Genomic DNA, 19,948 nt, shown 5'->3' with positions numbered 1-19,948 from the left:
TTACTCTGCTTGGTGAATACTCTCTTGAATAGTCAGACGCACTTCTGGGTAAAGCATCGAGTAAAGAAGCTTAGCGAATTGCTGAGTCTTTTCTAAATCACAGTTACCATCGTTATCCAGATATTGCTGCTGTTTCAGTGTTGCAAACATCGATGCGAATACACCTTTGTCGAAGAACTCTGGCGCATTGATACCATGCAAACGACCCAGTCGTTGCGCGATGTCTTGGCTTTTCTGCTCAAGATCAGATTTATCAAGATCAGGGTTCTCTGCTAACAGATTCAACGCAATTGAGTAACGCTGTAAAGTCTCTGAAATCGTACGACCTAACAACATCAGTGCTTGGCTGTTCGATTGGTTGATCGTTACTTCACCATCAGAAACGACAATCATGCCTTGGCTGACTAGCTCATTGATGATGTTCGCAACCACGTCTTCAAGCTGATCTTCGTCATAGCTTAAGAACAGCTCTTTCTTCAAGAACGGGTAGATCGCAGCAACATTCTTCTGAATGGTCGCAATTGAGATACCACGTTGGCGAATTGTCATCTGAGCAATCAGTGATGGCAGTGCAAACAAGTGGATGATGTTATTACGATAGTAAGTCATCAGAATGGATTGGTGACGATCAAGTGAAATGATGTCGCCCATCGTGTCTGATTCAATCAAGAACTTGTTCAGTGATTCCGCATGTTTTACTAAGTCTTCTGCGCTGTCTTTTGGAACCGTGAACGTATCAGAGTAAGGTACGTTTTTCAGCAGAGACAAGTAGCAGTTGATTTGAGAAACCAAAGAATCACGAGACAATGCACGCTGTCGAGATGCGAGTAGCGCGGTCGCACAGAGTGTCAGTGCATTCGTCGCTGCTGCATCGTTAATGTGCGTCATCATCTTAGTCGCCAGATCGTTAACCACAGGGTTCATCCATTGTGGTTTGCTGGTACCCATTGGATCGATGTCTTTAGTCCACTCTGGCGCGTGCTCGTTCAGGTATTGGTTAAGTTGGATCGGCTCACCGAAGTTCACATAACCTTTACCAAAGTTGCGCAGCTTACGCAGAGTTCGAATCACAAGGCTCGCATTCTCTTTCTCTTTGCGTTTACCACGAAGTTCCTTGGCGTAAGTCGCCACTTCCATTACATGTTCATAACCGATGTACACAGGAACCAAAGTAACAGGACGGTTCATACCGCGTAGCATGGCTTGAATGGTCATCGCTAGCATGCCCGTTTTCGCTTGCAGTAGACGACCCGTACGAGAACGACCACCTTCACTGAAGTACTCTACTGAGTAACCTTTAGCGAACAGTTCGGCTAGGTATTCACGGAAAATCGTTGAGTAAAGCTTGTTGCCTTTGAAGCTACGACGAATAAAGAACGCACCGCCGTGACGGAAAATAGGACCGGCAGGGAAGAAGTTGAGGTTAATACCCGCAGCGATGTGCGGAGGCACCATGCCTTCATGATAAAGCACATAAGAAAGCAGTAAGTAATCCATGTGGCTGCGGTGACAAGGCACGTAAACAATTTCGTGGCCGTCTTGAGCTAGCTTACGAACCGTTGAAGCGTTGCTAATATGCAGGCCTTGGTACAACTTATTCCACAACCAACCAAGAATCTTCTCACCGCGTTTAATCAGCGAGTAAGAGAAGTTAGCTGCGATCTCATCCATGATGTCTTGAGCTTCTTTGCTCGCTTTCTCTATGGAAATATTTTTTGATTCAGCTTCGTCTTCGATCGCCTTTTTGATAGCTTCTGACTTTAGCAGGCGGTCGAACAGAGCTTGGCGGCTTGGTAGGTTAGGACCTGATGCTGCAAGCTTTTGACGAGAGAAGTGAATGCGTGCCACGCGAGCAAGCTTATGCGCGATAGTGCTATCAGTACCGTGTGAGTTGGCCATATAGCGTAGAGAGACAACCGGACTAAAGCGAACCAGACAGTCACGACCAGCCAGCAATACAGCTTTTGATTTTTCTAAGCCGTTCATTGCTTGTAGGTAAGGTTTCTGGTTATTCTCTTTACCTGGTTTACGTCCCCACAATACGGTTGCTGGGATAACTTGAACATCAAGCTCTGAGTCTTCAGCATGCAGTGAAAGCAGCTCAGAGAAAACTTCAATTGAAGAGCTTGGTACATAGTCATCATCTTGCAGCAATGTTTTGCGTGAAGAGATGAACACGAAGCGTTGCAGTGATTTGCCGTTTATTTCAAGCTTGCTAAAAGGATCGGGTAAGCCCAATTCCAGAGCATGCTTTTGCAGCGTAAGTAGGTCGACACTTGAGCGAAATGGTAAGGCGTATACAATCGGTTTGCCTAAATCAATGTTCAAATCCTCAACCGGATTCGAAGGTATTGATGTGCCCTTTACCAAAACGGATAAAGGTAGCTTCATTAATGAACGTGAAAAAGATTGTCCAGAAGACATATAGGTTCACTGCCTCAATAGTTATTTCAATGTGCTTAAGCGTATCTCTATTTCTATGATGAAAGGATAAATCCTGTGAGTGAAATAGGGATAAGCCTAGGCGTAAATTTAATCGATGCAAGAATACCAGAAACTGGTCTAACCTTTTAATGGAAATAGTCATATTGCCGTTAAGTTTGTTTAAAATCATTCATCGACTGATTGAGTATAGGGTTAAAAATGAGCAAAAAATCAAACACCGGATTCAAACGCATAGTGAAAGCAGCAGGCTTTTCATGGCAAGGCATCACTAGCTCATTTAAAAACGAGGCGGCTTTTCGCCAAGAAGTATTTATGGCAGCGGTGTTAATCCCATTGGCGTTCTACTTAGATGTGAGCCAGGTAGAGCGCATCTTAATGATCGCTGCTGTTGTATTAGTGGTCGTGGTCGAGTTGATCAATACGGCGATTGAAGCGGTCGTTGATCGGATTGGCAGTGAACATCATGAGCTAGCGGGCATGGCTAAAGATGCCGGTTCTGCTGCGGTTTTTGTCTGTTTAGGCTTGGCAGGTTATGTTTGGCTAGACATTTTATTTTTGTGATTTCTGAAAAATGAACTAAAAACAACCAATTGCTTTGCTTTTGTTCGGTTACTGGATATACTCACAGTCAACTGTATAAAAAGACAGGTGAATCATGAAGCCGTTAACGCCCCGCCAACAACAAGTTTTCGATCTTATCAAAAGTAAGATTGACGATTTCGGTATGCCACCGACACGCGCAGAAATTGCACGTGAACTAGGCTTCCGTTCTGCTAATGCAGCAGAAGAACATTTGAAAGCTCTTGCTCGTAAAGAAGCGATTGAGATTATCCCGGGTGCGTCTCGCGGTATTCGTATTTTGCTTGAAGATGCAGCGAACGAAGAGCAAGGTTTACCATTAATTGGTCAGGTTGCCGCTGGCGAGCCTATTTTGGCTCAAGAGCATGTAGAAATGCATTACCAAGTTGACCCAGGTATGTTTAAGCCACAAGCTGACTTCTTACTTCGCGTAAATGGCGAAAGTATGAAAGACATCGGTATTATGGATGGTGATTTACTGGCCGTGCATAAAACACAAGACGTGCGTGATGGACAAGTTGTCGTTGCTCGTGTTGATGATGATGTAACGGTAAAACGCCTAGAACGCAAAGGTTCTACCGTTCTGTTACATGCTGAAAATGAAGAGTTTTCTCCAATTCACGTGGACTTAGAATCCCAACACTTGTCTATTGAAGGGCTTGCGGTTGGTATTATTCGTAACACGGACTGGATGTAGTCATTACAAGCAGCTTATTGATATTTATTCTCAATAACTTGTTATTGTAATTGATATTCATTATCATCTTCTTTGTCGAGATACAAGGAAGATGATGATGCCAAACCCAACCAAACCTCAAATGAAGCCGCTTGTTCGTAAGCCGCGCTCCTCTGATCAAAAGGCTTCTTCTGATCGCGGGTCTGCACATCAAGAATTTCAAGTTCCGACCAATCTCGTCCAACATCTTTGGTTTCGCAGTCGCGAAAGTCTTGCCGATGATGGCTTAGTTTATGACCCTATTGCAGCTCAAGCCTGCAAGCGTTGCCAACTCGCACCGGAATGTCTTACCGGTGAACTCGACCAACAACAACTTCTCTACGCAACATTGACTCAGCTTTGCGATTCTCAGGTACAGCAGTTTTTATCTCATAACCCAGATGCTTGGATCATTAATGTTGGAGCGGGGCTCGATACGCGTTTCTACCGTTTGGATAATGGCCGTTGTCATTGGGTTGAATTAGATGTCACAGAAAACCTAGTTTGGCGCCAACGCTTGTTCCACAAAAATGAACGCTATCGTTTGGAATGTGGCTCGGTTGACGATCTGACGTGGCTCGATGAATTGAACATTCCAGAGCAAGCCTCAGTGATGGTGGTGTGTGAACATGCTCTGCTTGATTGCAACGAACAGCAGACGGCACATTTTATTCAGTCTCTCAGTCGTTACTTTACTCATGCCCACGCTTGCTTAGTATTGGCTGGAGATAAGAGCTCAAGTACGCTGGGGCAGAAGCTAGGATCTGGTGAATATGCTCACGGCTTGTCTTCACCAATAGACAGTGTTCTTAATTGGTTGCCATGGGCGCAATGGGTTAAGTCATTTTCACCATTAGAGCAGCAATGTAATCGTTGGAAGTTGTGGCAGCGATTGTTGTGTAAAATTTCTCAGCTTAAAAAGCGTTTAACTCCTCAATTAGTGCTCGTTAAATGGTAGCGCTAGCTTCTTCTATCAACAGATAGTTTGGTAAAAGCTAATCAATATACAAAGTACACAACATAGTGAAAGCACACTCACTAGGTTAAACTATCGCCTCTAATCAAAGAGGTGATCGTGAAGTTATTTAATCCCCAAACTATTTTTCAAACGCTATCCAATCAGGCGATGCACAAAAAAGTGTTGTTGCTCGCGATCCCGATGGTTCTTTCCAATATTACGGTTCCTCTACTGGGTTTAGTCGATGCTGCGGTTATCGGTCACTTAGAGCATTCTTGGTATTTAGGTGGTGTCGCTTTGGGTGGGACTATGATCAGCGTGACCTTTTGGTTGCTTGGTTTCCTACGAATGTCGACGACTGGACTGGCCGCGCAATCTTATGGGGCGAACGATGGCAAGCAACTTGGTTTAGTCTTTGTGCAAGGCGTGACCATGGCCTTAGGGTTTGCTGGTGTCTTTTTGCTATTGCACAGCTTCGTTGCGGATGCGGTTTTCTCTCTGAGTAGTGCAAGTGATCAAGTGAAGCACTATGGTCAGCAATATTTCTCCATCCGAGCATGGAGTGCGCCAGCTGCGTTGACTAACTTTGTGCTGTTAGGTTGGTTACTCGGAACCCAAAATGCCAAAGCACCCATGTGGATGGTGATCATTACTAATATCACCAACATCGTTTTAGATATCGTATTTGTGATTGGCCTCGGCTGGCAAGTTGAAGGCGCTGCGTTAGCATCGGTGATTGCGGACTATACGGGTCTAACGTTTGGCTTAATTTGTGTGTATCGAATCTGGATGAAGAGACAGCTGCCATCCCCATGGGCTCTGCTTAAGAAAACCAGCCAAGGCTTGAGCCGTTTTGTAAAACTGAATCGCGACATCTTTCTGCGTTCATTATGTCTGCAAGCCACTTTTACTTTTATGACTTTCCAAGGTGCAAGCTTTGGTGATGATGTGGTGGCAGCCAATGCAGTATTGATGAGTTTCTTGATGATTATCTCTTATGGGATGGATGGTTTTGCCTACGCAATGGAAGCCATGGTCGGTAAAGCGATCGGAGCGAAAGATAAAGATGAGCTAAATCAGTCTTTGATAGGCACCTTTTTCTGGAGCTTCAATATTTGTTTGGTACTGACCATTGTATTCGCGATTGCTGGGTCTAGTTTGATTAATATGATCACCACAATCCCAGCAGTTAAGACTCAGGCTGAAGTTTATTTACCGTGGTTGATTGCGATGCCGCTCGTTTCTATGTGGTGCTTCTTGCTGGACGGTATATTCGTGGGCGCAACCAAAGGCAAAGATATGCGTAACAGTATGTTTGTTGCGACCTGCAGTTTCTTTGCGATTTTCTACTTAGCATCAGGTTTAGAAAACCATGCTCTGTGGCTAGCAATGTTGAGCTTTATGGCGATGCGTGGGATTGGTCTTGGTGTTTTATTTATTTCTCAGTGGAAGAAAGGAGAGTTTCTCGCTTAGCTTAGATAGCTCAGTTCAGGGAGCTATAAATAGAAGCTGTACAGGTAAGAGGGTATTTAGAATACCATGATCTAATTGCTCACATAGCTATGTAATTCAGTGATTTAAATAAAAACAGCAAGCTCATGGCTTGCTGTTTATGTATTTGGCCTACAGGTGGTCAAATAGTCCTATTGGTTCTTTGTTTAGAACAAACGGTTAAGTCCGTTAAGCGCTGCGACGCGATAAGCTTCGGCCATTGTTGGATAGTTGAAGGTCGTATTCACAAAGTACTCGATGGTGTTGGCTTCGCCTTTCTGTTCCATGATCGCCTGACCGATGTGGATGATCTCAGCAGCACGCTCACCAAACACGTGGATACCTAAAATCTCTTTGGTTTCACGGTGGAATAATATTTTCAAGCTACCAATATCTTTACCCGCGATCTGTGCACGAGCGAGATGTTTGAAAGAAGAACGTCCCACTTCGTAAGGAACCTTCGCGGCGGTAAGTTCTTGCTCTGTTTTACCTACAGAGCTGATCTCAGGAATGGTGTAGATGCCCGTTGGAATGTCTTCAATCAGGTGGCCTTCCGCTTCGCCTTTCACTATTGCTTGAGCCACGAAACGACCTTGGTCATAGGCAGCACTTGCTAGGCTAGGGTAGCCAATCACATCACCCACGGCATAAACGTGACTAATACTGGTTTGGTAGTTGCTGTTGACGGATACTTGTCCACGAGAGTCCGCTTCTAAGCCAACGGCACCAAGGTTAAGCTTGTCTGTGTTACCTGTTCGGCCATTGGCATACAGTAGGCAATCAGCACGCATTTTCTTGCCTGATTCTAGGTGAATGATCACGCCATCGTCCGTCCCTTCGATTTTCTCAAAGGTCTCGTCGTTACGAATCACCACACCGCTGTTCCAGAAGTGGTAAGAAAGCGCATCAGAGGTTTCATTGTCTAGGAATGACAGTAAGCGGTCTCGCGTATTGATAAGGTCGGTTTTTACGCCTAAACCACGGAAAATCGACGCGTACTCACAACCGATAACGCCAGCACCATAGATGATGATGTGTTGAGGGTCGTGTTTAAGAGAAAGGATAGAATCGCTATCGTAGATACGTTCGTGTAGGAAGTCGACGTTGTCTGGCTGGTAAGGGCGAGAACCTGTCGCAATAACAAACTTGTCCGCGCTGTAATGTTCTTCAGTACCATCGCTTTGTAAAACCGAGATGGTGTTGGTATCGATAAAACGCGCAGTACCGAATACCAGTGTACATTGGTTGCGATCGTAGAAACCTTGGCGCAGTCGAGTTTGCTTATCGATGACTGATTTAGCATGACCCAGTATGTTGGAGAAGGTTGAGTGAATGCTTTTGTTGTTCTGACAAAACAGCGGGTTGCTGTTGAATTCAATAATACGACTCACGGCATGACGCAGTGCTTTTGAAGGAATGGTTCCCCAGTGAGTACAACCACCACCAACGCTGCTCTCTTTTTCAATGATTGCAACGTTCAACCCGGCTTTGGTTAATCCCATCGCTGCCCCTTCGCCTCCGGGGCCACTACCAATTACGATTACATCAAAGTGGTTGGAGTGTGGCATAGATATCTTCCTTGTTATATTTGATTAACATTGCTTTAGCGAGATTTTAACTGATTCTGTTCTTGGGTACATGAAAAGGGCATCAGAGAGTCGGTGGGATCACGCAGTGTTATCGAAAAAATAATATTTGGTATGTCGTATGTCTCCAAATGACAGTGTGGAGATTGAAATTTTTTATTCGAACGTATTTACTTCGGTACGTGAACAAAGAGGTATGTTGAGTGTCTTATATAACCAGAGTGCCTTATATAAATAAGTGATTCGCGTTATATTGAAGAGAGTATTAGACATGCCTGTTTAGGCTGTAAAAGAAGATGTTGATAAAGTATGAAACCAATGGGCATTCGCGCACAGCAAAAAGAAAAAACTCGTCGTAGCTTAATCGATGCGGCATTTAGCCAACTCAGTGCTGATCGTAGTTTTTCCAATCTAAGCTTGAGAGAAGTCGCTCGTGAGGCTGGAATAGCACCGACTTCCTTTTATCGTCATTTCAAAGACATGGATGAGCTTGGCTTAACTATGGTTGATGAAGGTGGCTTACTATTGCGCCAGCTAATGCGACAAGCTAGGCAACGCATAGTAAAAGAAGGCAGTGTGATTCGCACATCGGTTGAAACCTTTATGGAATTCATTGAAAGCAGCCCAAACGTATTCAGACTGTTATTGCGAGAGCGCTCCGGAACTTCATTTGAGTTTCGTGCAGCGGTAGCTCGTGAGATACAGCACTTCTCTGCTGAGTTAACCGAATATTTGATAACGACTGGCATGACACGAGATGAAGCTTTTACTCAAGCTGAAGCCTCCGTCATTTTGGTCTTCAACTCAGGGGCAGAAGCATTAGATTTAGATCGACGTCAGCGAGATGAACTGGCTGATCGCTTGATCATGCAATTGCGAATGATGGCCAAAGGGGCTTTTTGGTATCGTAAAGAACGTGAACGTAACCGATTAAAAGGCGGGATTGAATAATGTCGAATGAAAATAATACTGTAAACCGTGGTTCTGAAAGAAAGACACTCGTACTTGCTGTTGTTGCAGGTGTGTGTGGTGATGCACTGTTATCTTGGGTAACAATGAGCGAAGTGGGCTTCTCTATTTTCCCGCTGATTGCTTTAGTTTTGGCTGTACAAGCGCTTTACCAAGAATACCTAACTAATCCAGTATCTGAAGATATTCCGTTAGTAGGTTTAGCTTGTTTCTTTGTAGGTGCATTTGGCCACTCGGCTTTTGTGAAAGCACAACACCCTGATGCAGGTTCAAACTTCTTTGCGATTATTGTCGCTATGTTACTGCTCGCTTGGGTAGGTAAGAAGCTAGGCTTTATCGGTAAAACCGCTTAAACCAACGTATAAATAAAAAAACGAGCCAATTGGCTCGTTTTTTTGTATGTGCTGTGCGACCTAGAGAGCGATATTTACGCTTTACGCTCAAGGAATACACCGGCTTCCATGTGGTGCGTATAAGGGAACTGGTCAAATAGAGCAAAACGAGTGATGTCGTGTGTTTCGCTTAGAATGTCTAGGTTCTCTTTCAATGTCTCAGGGTTACAAGAGATGTACATGATACGCTCGTAGCCTTGCACCATCTTACAAGTATCAATATCCATACCTGAGCGCGGTGGATCAACAAAGATAGTGTTGCAGTTGTAGCTCTTCAGATCGATGTTTGCTTGTTGCAGACGGCGGAATTCACGCTTACCTTCCATTGCTACGGTAAAATCTTCCGCAGACATGCGAATGATCTGAACATTATCAATCTTGTTCGCCGCAATGTTGTACTGTGCAGACTCTACAGATGGCTTCGCTAGCTCAGTTGCTAGTACACGCTCAAAGTTTTGTGCCAGTGCTAATGAGAAGTTACCGTTACCACAGTAAAGTTCTAGCAAGTCACCTTTGCTGTCTTGAGTACAGTCGACAGCCCACTCCAGCATTTTCTCTGCTACTTTACCGTTTGGCTGAGTAAAGCTGTTCTCTACTTGTTGGTAGATGTAGCTGTCACCATTCACGTCTAGCTTTTCAATGACGTAGTCGCGATCTAGTACGATTTTCATCTTACGCGCACGGCCAATCAGGTTTAGGTTAAAACCTTCATCGTTCAATTGCTGCTTAAGTGCTTTAGCATCTTGAATCCATTGCTCACCCAATTGACGGTGGTAAAGCAGTGATACCAAAATCTCACCACTCAACGTAGAAAGAAAATCTACTTGGAATAGCTTGTGGCGTAGAGAGTGGTTCTCTTTCATTGCATCTGTTAGTAGAGGCATTAAGTCGTTGATAAGACGGCTAGCTGCTGGGAACTGGTCTACACGGTATTTTTCTTTGGTCTCTTGATTGAACATGACGTAATACATATCGTCACCTTCATGCCACACGCGAAATTCAGCACGCATGCGGTAGTGTTGTTCTGGAGATTCATACACTTCCAACTCAGGCACATCGTATTGTGAGAACATTTCAGTAAGACGCTCAGTCTTTTCTGCTAGTTGTTCTTGGTAGCGTTGCGGGTTTACATCTAAATTCGCCATTGTTATGCCTTTTTGCTGTCGTGCTTTTAAATCAAGAGCGCAGATTTTATTCAATCACAGGCGCTTGTCCAGTGTTGAGAGCCATTCAATGTAAATCGAGCATGAAAACTATAGCTTATAACTATCTTAGACTAGACAAATGATTCATAGGTTAATACTATCTCCCGCAAGCTGGTGCCATTTGGATGTATAGATGGCTGAAGAGGGAATCTGGTGTGAATCCAGAACTGACGCGCAGCGGTAAAAGAGAACGAATATTCATAAGACACTGCAAATAGCTTTTTGTGGGAAGTCGAATATGAGGTAAACCATAAGGTTGTGCTCTTGAGTCCGAATACCTGCCAGTAGCTAAACCATACAATGTGGTTTGGTAGGAATTTACGCGATTTAGGATCACAACATGAACAAATCCCTTTTAGCGGTTGCTGTAGCATCGCTACTTTCACCTATCTCCAATTTACACGCCCAAGAAGCATCTACTGACGAAACCATGGTGGTTACGGCTAACCGTTTTGAGCAGTCTGCCACGGCGACATTAACTGATGTTGAAGTTGTCACTCGCCAAGATTTTCAAAGAACACAAGCTAAAACAATCCCAGATGTGTTGAGAAGATTAACAGGGATCCAGATTACTCAAAATGGTGGTAGAGGACAGCTCGCTTCTATATTTGTTCGCGGAACAAGTTCTGATCAAGTCCTCGTTTTAGTTGATGGTGTTCGTTTTGCTCGTGCAGCAAAAGGTGCAGTCGATTTCAACCAAATCCCATTGAGTTATGTTCAGAGGATCGAGTATGTAAGAGGAGCTCGAGCTTCTTTATATGGTTCTGAAGCAATTGGTGGTGTAATCAACATTATTACGATTGCTCGTGCGACGGATGAATCAACAACATTGAGTGCTGGTTTGGGTAGCTTAGATTATCAAGAACTTAGTCTAGCATCCGGCGTTGCGACTTCTGAAAATGGTCAGTTAAACCTTGCTATTAGTCATGAAAGCGATGAAGGCTACAATGTTAAGCCCGTACCTGGCTTAAATGATGGCGACCGCCATGGCTTCGAAACGTTGAATGGTTTGATTGGTTATACCCACAAGTTGAATGAAGAATTCAGTGTATTTGGTAATGTCCGTGCCTATGAGAATATTTCCCAGTATGACAATACATATAGTACACGCAGTTATATGGAGTCTGAAAAAGACGATTTATCAGTGTCGATTGGTGGTACTTATCAAGGCAGCCAATTACGCTCTGAGATGCAAGCTACAGTACAAAGCCAAGATTCTTGGAACTATCAATTTGGTGAAAGCAAAACATCTGGAACTCAAGACGAATTAGAACAAAGCAATGTTCAGTGGATTAATAGCTATAAATTAAACAAGAATGTTGTGTTAGCTGGTGGCGTTGATTGGCGCGATGAGTCATATGTAGATAAGAATGCGAATAAAACATTCGACCGTTCTAACTTGGCAGTATTCGGCCTATCTTCAGTCACTGTTGATTCTGCAACTTTAGAAGCAAGTGCAAGAGTCGATGACAATGAAGAATTTGGTACAGAGACGACATATAACGTCGGGGCTGGTTATCAATTTATTCCAGAATTTGGAATGAAAGCTTCATACGGTACAGCTTTTAAAGCTCCAAATCTTTACCAACAGTATGACCCGTCTTACGGAACTCAAGATCTTAAGCCAGAAGAGTCTGATGCGATTGAGGTGGGCTTCTATGGTCTAGTGAAAGACGTATATTGGACATTAACTGGATACGATTACAAGATCACCAATCTAATCGATTACCACCCAACAACATATAAGTACATCAACGTTGATGGTGAGACGCATATTCAAGGTGTAGAGCTGACTGCCGAGTTTGATACGGGCATTGTGCAACACCAGTTGAGTGCTGATTATAAAGATGCAGAAGGTGATGATGGTAAACAGCTGCAGCGACGAGCAAAAGAACTGTATAAGTGGAATGCATTGGTGGCATTTGACGTTGTCGATTGGTCTATAAGCTATCAATATGTAGGTAAGCGACCTGATGTTGATTACGGGACATGGCCATATAGTGATGTAACTCTCCCATCTTATTCATTGGTTGACACTGCTGTTAGCTATTATGCTAATGAGAACACTACGATCAGTGCTAGTGTTGATAACTTACTTGATGAAGATTACGAAACGGCTTTAGGGTACCCAGCCGCGGAGCGAGCTTATTACTTGAACGTAGCTTACCAATTCTAATTTACACCTAAACCGCCTCCGGCGGTTTTTTCTTATTGGGTATATCAATGAAAAAGAAAGTCGTCATAAGTTGGTCGTCAGGTAAAGACTCGACATTAACGCTAGAGCGTCTACTTGAAAGCTCCGAATATGAAGTTGTTGCTCTCTATACGACATATGTTGGAGATGAAGTTCCTTTCCAAGTGACTCCGATCGAAGTTGTTGCCATGCAGGCTCAATTAATCGGTTTGCCATTGATCACGATTGAGCTTCCAGAAGTGTTTCCTAGTAATGAGATTTATCAAAGTACCATTGTTACGGCGCTTAAAGGCTCTGGTTTATCTATCGATGCCGTGGCATTCGGCGATATGTTTTGCAATGGCATTGCTGATTACCGAAGAAGTTATATAGAACCTGCGGGTTGGGAATGTGTATTTCCTCTAATGGGAGAGAGCAGTCAGGCACTTGCGAGTGAAATAATAGACAGAGGAATCGAAACCTTTCTCGTCACAGTCGATAGCGATGCATTGGACATGGACTATTGCGGGAAAGAATACACGCTTGAGCTAATAGACAGTTTACCGAGTCATGTCGATCCATGTGGCGAAGATGGCGAGTTCCATACCTTAGTAACGTCAGCGCCATGCTTTAAAGGAAAGCTTAAGATAGAGCTGGAAAATGTAGAGCAGGGTGATCGCTTTGTTCATCAACGTTATCAAGCTTGCATTATATAGAGTGAGGATTGGCGAAAACTAAGCGAAGGAGTATCATTGCAGCGAAACTTATTATAGGTAATCGTTGTGTCGGATAGTCTGCAAAAAAATATACTGGTCTTTGATTCTGGAGTGGGTGGCCTATCTGTATATAAGGAGATAAGCCAGTTACTACCGAATCATAACTATACTTATGTATTCGATAACGAGGCTTATCCATACGGTGAACTCGATCAACAAGTCCTTGTTCGCAGAGTCCAAAGCATCGTCGCTAGTTTTGTGGCAAGCCACGCTATTGATATCGTAGTAATAGCCTGTAATACCGCAAGTACGATTGTATTACCTACACTCCGCGCTAATAATCAAATCCCAATTGTTGGTGTTGTTCCGGCAATTAAACCTGCATCCCTACTTGCCAATAAAGCCGTGGGTCTCATTGCTACTCCCGCAACGATTACTCGTGAATACACACACGAGCTCATCAAAAACTTCTCGAGTAATAAAAGAGTCGAACTGTTAGGTTCTACTCGGCTGGTGGATATGGCCGAAGATAAACTCAGAGGAGAGGCGATTAACGTTGAAGAGTTGCAGCAGATCCTTCAACCGATGATCAACATGGTTGATGTGGCTGTATTAGGATGCACTCATTTCCCTCTGATCAAATCAGAGATTCAACAAGTACTAGGTGAAAGCGTAGTGCTGATAGATTCTGGTAAAGCGATAGCTAAGAGGGTTCAAGATTTGTTGGGTTTGGAAAGCACTAATAAAGAAGGGGGAGTGCGTGAGGTTTTTTGTAGTGCACTTCCTAAGAAAGAAAGTGCACTAAATAGCATGTTAAAGCAGTTAGGATTTAGCTCAGTTCAGCTTCGTCCGTTTCTGGATGTTTAGGATCATTTGCAACTCGCACTTTTAAAGTTCGTTGCATGTAATCTTTATCGTTAAGTTCTGAAATAGCATGATTCACATCATTGCTAGCCATTACGACAAATCCAAAGCCTCTTCTTTTACCAGTACGTTTGTCTTTCATTAAGCGTACTGCAAATACTTCACCATACTCTGAGAATAATTCACGTACGTGTGATTCATTCGCTTTGTATGGAAGGTTACCTACATAAAGTGTTTTTGTTGATGCCTTAGGTTCTGAATCTGATTTTGAGTCGGTGCTTGAAAAGTTAACAACAAAAGCGGAAGCCAAGACACCAAGGATAAAGGTAATTGCAGGCGATATATCTACCTGAGAGAAAACAATGCCACCTAGAACAGCTAGTGCGACAATTAACAACATCGATTTTTTTGAGTTCATATCGGAATACTACATATTAATAAACGAAATAGACGCATCTACTCTTAACAAAATAGATACATGAATCTTACGTTCATGGTTTCCATTTTGCCAATGTATTGCTGTGATACGTCTCAAATGTTTAGTTTTTATTCGAAAAATGCGGATCTGGTGGCTTTTTAGGCGAACAAAACTTTTATTCAAAAAAGCCCTTGTGCTCTATGTCGAACTCTCTATAATGCCGCCTCACCGACACGAAGTGAGACGAAAGTCACACAGCGAAATCGGTAGAGAAAAAGGAGTTGAAAATAACCCTTGACTCTCTAAGTGGTGCAGGTATAGTACGCACCCCTAGCGACTGAGATGTGAATCACAAAACGCTAGCGCTCTTTAACAATTTAAACCTATCAATCTGTGTGGGCACTCGTTGATGAATATCAAAACGTTATTGGTTCTTTTTCGAAAGGGCGTAATGACAGTTACTTCGGTAACACAATGATTTCAATGAACTGAGTGACCAATACGTTTAACTACTTGTAGTTATTCGGCACAGTCAATTCATTACCATTCTGTTGGAATGGTAATAGCTTTAAAATTACATAGTAGTTTTGAAGTCAGTATTCGTTGAGTCACAAAATCTTAAATTGAAGAGTTTGATCATGGCTCAGATTGAACGCTGGCGGCAGGCCTAACACATGCAAGTCGAGCGGAAACGACATTATTGATTCTTCGGAGGATTTAATGGGCGTCGAGCGGCGGACGGGTGAGTAATGCCTAGGAAATTGCCTTGATGTGGGGGATAACCATTGGAAACGATGGCTAATACCGCATAATGCCTACGGGCCAAAGAGGGGGATCTTCGGACCTCTCGCGTCAAGATATGCCTAGGTGGGATTAGCTAGTTGGTGAGGTAATGGCTCACCAAGGCGACGATCCCTAGCTGGTCTGAGAGGATGATCAGCCACACTGGAACTGAGACACGGTCCAGACTCCTACGGGAGGCAGCAGTGGGGAATATTGCACAATGGGCGAAAGCCTGATGCAGCCATGCCGCGTGTATGAAGAAGGCCTTCGGGTTGTAAAGTACTTTCAGTTGTGAGGAAGGGTGTGTAGTTAATAGCTGCACATCTTGACGTTAGCAACAGAAGAAGCACCGGCTAACTCCGTGCCAGCAGCCGCGGTAATACGGAGGGTGCGAGCGTTAATCGGAATTACTGGGCGTAAAGCGCATGCAGGTGGTTCATTAAGTCAGATGTGAAAGCCCGGGGCTCAACCTCGGAACTGCATTTGAAACTGGTGAACTAGAGTGCTGTAGAGGGGGGTAGAATTTCAGGTGTAGCGGTGAAATGCGTAGAGATCTGAAGGAATACCAGTGGCGAAGGCGGCCCCCTGGACAGACACTGACACTCAGATGCGAAAGCGTGGGGAGCAAACAGGATTAGATACCCTGGTAGTCCACGCCGTAAACGATGTCTACTTGGAGGTTGTGGCCTTGAGCCGTGGCTTTCGGAGCTAACGCGTTAAGTAGACCGCCTGGGGAGTACGGTCGCAAGATTAAAACTCAAATGAATTGACGGGGGCCCGCACAAGCGGTGGAGCATGTGGTTTAATTCGATGCAACGCGAAGAACCTTACCTACTCTTGACATCCAGAGAAGCCAGCGGAGACGCAGGTGTGCCTTCGGGAGCTCTGAGACAGGTGCTGCATGGCTGTCGTCAGCTCGTGTTGTGAAATGTTGGGTTAAGTCCCGCAACGAGCGCAACCCTTATCCTTGTTTGCCAGCGAGTAATGTCGGGAACTCCAGGGAGACTGCCGGTGATAAACCGGAGGAAGGTGGGGACGACGTCAAGTCATCATGGCCCTTACGAGTAGGGCTACACACGTGCTACAATGGCGCATACAGAGGGCAGCAAGCTAGCGATAGTGAGCGAATCCCAAAAAGTGCGTCGTAGTCCGGATTGGAGTCTGCAACTCGACTCCATGAAGTCGGAATCGCTAGTAATCGTGAATCAGAATGTCACGGTGAATACGTTCCCGGGCCTTGTACACACCGCCCGTCACACCATGGGAGTGGGCTGCAAAAGAAGTGGGTAGTTTAACCTTTCGGGGAGGACGCTCACCACTTTGTGGTTCATGACTGGGGTGAAGTCGTAACAAGGTAGCCCTAGGGGAACCTGGGGCTGGATCACCTCCTTATACGAAGATACTTACGATGAGTGTCCACACAGATTGATGGTTTAGATTTAGTTAAAGCCAGAGCTTTAATTAATAACGTAAGTTATTGATTAAAGCTTTTTGCTTTATGCTCTTTAACAATTTGGAAAGCTGACTGATTAACTGACTTACGAGTCATGTTAATCAAATTTAAAAGTTCTCAATGTTTACCTTTATTGGTAAACACAACAAACACATTCAAGTGTCTTGTATTCGAATCAAACGTTAGTTTGATTCACAATTGAGTCCGGCAAACAGTTATCAAGAATTAACCCTTCTTGATGACAACCAAAAACCTTGGTTAGTTGCCATACACTAAGACCCTTTCGGGTTGTATGGTTAAGTGACTAAGCGTACACGGTGGATGCCTTGGCAGTCAGAGGCGATGAAAGACGTAATAACTTGCGATAAGCCCAGATTAGGTAGTAATAACCTTTTGAGTCTGGGATTTCTGAATGGGGAAACCCACGTGCACAAGCACGTATCCTGTTGTGAATACATAGCAACAGGAGGCAAACCGGGGAACTGAAACATCTAAGTACCCCGAGGAAGAGAAATCAACCGAGATTCCGAAAGTAGCGGCGAGCGAAATTGGATTAGCCCTTAAGCTTTTAATGATGCAGGTGAAGAGTCTGGAAAGTCTCGCAATAAAGGGTGATAGCCCCGTAACCGACACATCATAATCAGTGAAATCGAGTAGGGCGGGACACGTGATATCCTGTCTGAATATGGGGGGACCATCCTCCAAGGCTAAATACTACTGACTGACCGATAGTGAACCAGTACCGTGAGGGAAAGGCGAAAAGAACCCCTGTGAGGGGAGTGAAATAGAACCTGAAACCGTGTACGTACAAGCAGTAGGAGCACCTTCGTGGTGTGACTGCGTACCTTTTGTATAATGGGTCAGCGACTTAATTTTAGTAGCAAGGTTAACCGTTTAGGGGAGCCGTAGGGAAACCGAGTCTTAACTGGGCGTACAGTTGCTAGGATTAGACCCGAAACCAGGTGATCTAGCCATGGGCAGGTTGAAGGTTGAGTAACATCAACTGGAGGACCGAACCGACTAATGTTGAAAAATTAGCGGATGACTTGTGGCTAGGGGTGAAAGGCCAATCAAACCTGGAGATAGCTGGTTCTCCCCGAAAGCTATTTAGGTAGCGCCTCGGACGAATACTACTGGGGGTAGAGCACTGTTAAGGCTAGGGGGTCATCCCGACTTACCAACCCTTTGCAAACTCCGAATACCAGTAAGTACTATCCGGGAGACACACGGCGGGTGCTAACGTCCGTCGTGGAGAGGGAAACAACCCAGACCGCCAGCTAAGGTCCCAAAGTATAGCTAAGTGGGAAACGATGTGGGAAGGCTCAGACAGCCAGGATGTTGGCTTAGAAGCAGCCATCATTTAAAGAAAGCGTAATAGCTCACTGGTCGAGTCGGCCTGCGCGGAAGATGTAACGGGGCTAAGCTATACACCGAAGCTGCGGCTACGTACCTTAGGGTATGTGGGGTAGGGGAGCGTTCTGTAAGCCGTTGAAGGTGGTCTGTAAGGGCTGCTGGAGGTATCAGAAGTGCGAATGCTGACATGAGTAACGATAAAGGGAGTGAAAAACTCCCTCGCCGGAAGACCAAGGGTTCCTGTCCAACGTTAATCGGGGCAGGGTAAGTCGACTCCTAAGGCGAGGCCGAAAGGCGTAGTCGATGGGAAACGGGTTAATATTCCCGTACTTCTTACAATTGCGATGGGGGGACGGAGAAGGCTAGGTGGGCCTGGCGACGGTTGTCCAGGTTCAAGTACGTAGGCGGAAAGTTTAGGTAAATCCGGACTTTCTTAACGCTGAGATACGATGTCGAGCTACTACGGTAGTGAAGTCATTGATGCCATGCTTCCAGGAAAAGCCTCTAAGCTTCAGATTGTAAGGAATCGTACCCCAAACCGACACAGGTGGTCGGGTAGAGAATACCAAGGCGCTTGAGAGAACTCGGGTGAAGGAACTAGGCAAAATGGTACCGTAACTTCGGGAGAAGGTACGCTCTTATCAGTGAAGTCCCTTGCGGATGGAGCAGACGAGAGTCGCAGATACCAGGTGGCTGCAACTGTTTATTAAAAACACAGCACTGTGCAAAATCGTAAGATGACGTATACGGTGTGACGCCTGCCCGGTGCCGGAAGGTTAATTGATGGGGTTAGACTTCGGTCGAAGCTCTTGATCGAAGCCCCGGTAAACGGCGGCCGTAACTATAACGGTCCTAAGGTAGCGAAATTCCTTGTCGGGTAAGTTCCGACCTGCACGAATGGCGTAATGATGGCCACGCTGTCTCCACCCGAGACTCAGTGAAATTGAAATCGCTGTGAAGATGCAGTGTACCCGCGGCTAGACGGAAAGACCCCGTGAACCTTTACTACAGCTTGGCACTGAACATTGAACCTACATGTGTAGGATAGGTGGGAGACTTTGAAACCGCGTCGCTAGATGTGGTGGAGTCGTCCTTGAAATACCACCCTTGTAGTTTTGATGTTCTAACGTTGGTCCCTGAATCGGGATTACGGACAGTGCCTGGTGGGTAGTTTGACTGGGGCGGTCTCCTCCCAAAGAGTAACGGAGGAGCACGAAGGTGGGCTAAACACGGTTGGACATCGTGTGGTTAGTGCAATGGCATAAGCCCGCTTGACTGCGAGAATGACAATTCGAGCAGGTGCGAAAGCAGGTCATAGTGATCCGGTGGTTCTGAATGGAAGGGCCATCGCTCAACGGATAAAAGGTACTCCGGGGATAACAGGCTGATACCGCCCAAGAGTTCATATCGACGGCGGTGTTTGGCACCTCGATGTCGGCTCATCACATCCTGGGGCTGAAGTCGGTCCCAAGGGTATGGCTGTTCGCCATTTAAAGTGGTACGCGAGCTGGGTTTAGAACGTCGTGAGACAGTTCGGTCCCTATCTGCCGTGGGCGTTGGAAAATTGAAAGGGGCTGCTCCTAGTACGAGAGGACCGGAGTGGACGAACCTCTGGTGTTCGGGTTGTCATGCCAATGGCATTGCCCGGTAGCTAAGTTCGGAATCGATAACCGCTGAAAGCATCTAAGCGGGAAGCGAGCCTTGAGATGAGTTTTCCCTGACGCTATAAGCGTCCTAAAGGGTTGTCGTAGACTACGACGTTGATAGGCAGGGTGTGTAAGTGCTGCGAGGCATTGAGCTAACCTGTACTAATTGCCCGTGAGGCTTAACCATACAACACCCAAGGGG

At 45.1% G+C, this 19,948-nt stretch carries 13 protein-coding genes, 2 rRNA genes and 1 riboswitch; of the genes, 11 read left to right on the top strand and 4 right to left on the bottom strand.

Going from position 1 to position 19,948, the window contains the following annotated elements; translation table 11 throughout:
• The gene (plsB, locus tag AC3CKG_RS15690; RefSeq protein WP_102281210.1) at positions 1-2,424 is read right to left on the bottom strand and encodes a glycerol-3-phosphate 1-O-acyltransferase PlsB; all 2,424 of its coding nucleotides are present in this window, start codon (positions 2,422-2,424) and stop codon (positions 1-3) included.
• A 219-nt stretch (positions 2,425-2,643) separates the two neighbouring features.
• Here plsB and AC3CKG_RS15685 point away from each other — a divergent pair, with 219 nt between their 5' ends.
• From AC3CKG_RS15685 to dinF, 4 genes are all read left to right on the top strand, one after another.
• On the top strand, positions 2,644-3,006 hold the full coding sequence (locus AC3CKG_RS15685; RefSeq protein ID WP_029223652.1) for a diacylglycerol kinase: 363 nt from the start codon (positions 2,644-2,646) through the stop codon (positions 3,004-3,006).
• A gap of 94 nt (positions 3,007-3,100) precedes the next feature.
• Positions 3,101-3,721, top strand: a complete 621-nt coding sequence (lexA, locus tag AC3CKG_RS15680) for a transcriptional repressor LexA (protein ID WP_017104719.1) — start codon at positions 3,101-3,103, stop codon at positions 3,719-3,721.
• A 97-nt stretch (positions 3,722-3,818) separates the two neighbouring features.
• Positions 3,819-4,697 (top strand): class I SAM-dependent methyltransferase, encoded by an 879-nt coding sequence (locus AC3CKG_RS15675; RefSeq protein ID WP_065104271.1) that lies wholly within the window; start codon positions 3,819-3,821, stop codon positions 4,695-4,697.
• Positions 4,698-4,814: 117 nt separating this feature from the next.
• Positions 4,815-6,170: an MATE family efflux transporter DinF gene (gene dinF / locus AC3CKG_RS15670; protein ID WP_488528558.1), complete on the top strand. Its 1,356-nt coding sequence runs from the start codon at positions 4,815-4,817 to the stop codon at positions 6,168-6,170.
• Positions 6,171-6,355: 185 nt separating this feature from the next.
• On the opposite strand, the gene sthA is transcribed toward dinF, so the two are convergent.
• On the bottom strand, positions 6,356-7,756 hold the full coding sequence (gene sthA / locus AC3CKG_RS15665; RefSeq protein ID WP_017084870.1) for a Si-specific NAD(P)(+) transhydrogenase: 1,401 nt from the start codon (positions 7,754-7,756) through the stop codon (positions 6,356-6,358).
• A 327-nt stretch (positions 7,757-8,083) separates the two neighbouring features.
• Between sthA and fabR the strand changes: the two genes are divergently transcribed.
• Together fabR and AC3CKG_RS15655 are read left to right on the top strand one after the other, a co-directional pair.
• Positions 8,084-8,725 (top strand): HTH-type transcriptional repressor FabR, encoded by a 642-nt coding sequence (fabR, locus tag AC3CKG_RS15660; protein WP_004736697.1) that lies wholly within the window; start codon positions 8,084-8,086, stop codon positions 8,723-8,725.
• Positions 8,725-9,096: a YijD family membrane protein gene (locus AC3CKG_RS15655; RefSeq protein ID WP_004736696.1), complete on the top strand. Its 372-nt coding sequence runs from the start codon at positions 8,725-8,727 to the stop codon at positions 9,094-9,096. Before fabR ends, AC3CKG_RS15655 begins: the two co-directional genes overlap by 1 nt.
• A gap of 74 nt (positions 9,097-9,170) precedes the next feature.
• Here AC3CKG_RS15655 and trmA read toward each other — a convergent pair whose 3' ends face one another.
• The gene (gene trmA, locus AC3CKG_RS15650) at positions 9,171-10,280 is read right to left on the bottom strand and encodes a tRNA (uridine(54)-C5)-methyltransferase TrmA (RefSeq protein ID WP_102299672.1); all 1,110 of its coding nucleotides are present in this window, start codon (positions 10,278-10,280) and stop codon (positions 9,171-9,173) included.
• A gap of 155 nt (positions 10,281-10,435) precedes the next feature.
• Positions 10,436-10,640, top strand: a riboswitch (cobalamin riboswitch).
• Between the two features lie 40 nt (positions 10,641-10,680).
• Here trmA and btuB point away from each other — a divergent pair.
• Genes btuB through murI form a run of 3 tightly spaced genes read left to right on the top strand, consistent with a single transcriptional unit; the run spans position 10,681 to position 14,096 of the window.
• A complete protein-coding gene (gene btuB / locus AC3CKG_RS15645; protein WP_488528557.1) occupies positions 10,681-12,516 on the top strand; it encodes a TonB-dependent vitamin B12 receptor in 1,836 nt (611 codons plus the stop codon).
• Positions 12,517-12,563: 47 nt separating this feature from the next.
• Positions 12,564-13,229 (top strand): Dph6-related ATP pyrophosphatase, encoded by a 666-nt coding sequence (locus AC3CKG_RS15640; RefSeq protein ID WP_488528556.1) that lies wholly within the window; start codon positions 12,564-12,566, stop codon positions 13,227-13,229.
• A gap of 60 nt (positions 13,230-13,289) precedes the next feature.
• On the top strand, positions 13,290-14,096 hold the full coding sequence (gene murI, locus AC3CKG_RS15635; protein WP_488529251.1) for a glutamate racemase: 807 nt from the start codon (positions 13,290-13,292) through the stop codon (positions 14,094-14,096).
• On the opposite strand, the gene AC3CKG_RS15630 is transcribed toward murI, so the two are convergent.
• Positions 14,059-14,511, bottom strand: a complete 453-nt coding sequence (locus AC3CKG_RS15630) for an RNA recognition motif domain-containing protein (protein ID WP_004736687.1) — start codon at positions 14,509-14,511, stop codon at positions 14,059-14,061. The two genes, murI and AC3CKG_RS15630, sit on opposite strands and share 38 nt — an antisense overlap.
• A 620-nt stretch (positions 14,512-15,131) precedes the next feature.
• On the opposite strand from AC3CKG_RS15630, the gene AC3CKG_RS15625 reads away from it, so the two are divergent.
• Together AC3CKG_RS15625 and AC3CKG_RS15620 are read left to right on the top strand one after the other, a co-directional pair.
• Positions 15,132-16,686 (top strand): 16S ribosomal RNA (locus AC3CKG_RS15625).
• Between the two features lie 355 nt (positions 16,687-17,041).
• A 23S ribosomal RNA gene (locus AC3CKG_RS15620) occupies positions 17,042-19,933 on the top strand.
• Together the 16S and 23S rRNA genes form the textbook arrangement of a ribosomal RNA operon.
• The last annotated feature ends 15 nt before the right edge of the window (positions 19,934-19,948 follow it).

Source organism: Vibrio sp. QJM3NY_15 (genome assembly GCF_057785995.1).
The sequence above is the reverse complement of the archived record's forward strand: the minus strand, read 5'-3'. Positions and strand labels throughout refer to the sequence as shown.

Coding starts and splice junctions, on each gene's coding strand:
- plsB (WP_102281210.1), bottom strand. CDS start 2,424: ATGTCTTCTGGACAATCTTTTTCACGTTCATTAATGAAGCTACCTTTA.
- AC3CKG_RS15685 (WP_029223652.1), top strand. CDS start 2,644: ATGAGCAAAAAATCAAACACCGGATTCAAACGCATAGTGAAAGCAGCA.
- lexA (WP_017104719.1), top strand. CDS start 3,101: ATGAAGCCGTTAACGCCCCGCCAACAACAAGTTTTCGATCTTATCAAA.
- AC3CKG_RS15675 (WP_065104271.1), top strand. CDS start 3,819: ATGCCAAACCCAACCAAACCTCAAATGAAGCCGCTTGTTCGTAAGCCG.
- sthA (WP_017084870.1), bottom strand. CDS start 7,756: ATGCCACACTCCAACCACTTTGATGTAATCGTAATTGGTAGTGGCCCC.
- fabR (WP_004736697.1), top strand. CDS start 8,084: ATGAAACCAATGGGCATTCGCGCACAGCAAAAAGAAAAAACTCGTCGT.
- AC3CKG_RS15655 (WP_004736696.1), top strand. CDS start 8,725: ATGTCGAATGAAAATAATACTGTAAACCGTGGTTCTGAAAGAAAGACA.
- trmA (WP_102299672.1), bottom strand. CDS start 10,280: ATGGCGAATTTAGATGTAAACCCGCAACGCTACCAAGAACAACTAGCA.
- btuB (WP_488528557.1), top strand. CDS start 10,681: ATGAACAAATCCCTTTTAGCGGTTGCTGTAGCATCGCTACTTTCACCT.
- AC3CKG_RS15640 (WP_488528556.1), top strand. CDS start 12,564: ATGAAAAAGAAAGTCGTCATAAGTTGGTCGTCAGGTAAAGACTCGACA.
- AC3CKG_RS15630 (WP_004736687.1), bottom strand. CDS start 14,511: ATGAACTCAAAAAAATCGATGTTGTTAATTGTCGCACTAGCTGTTCTA.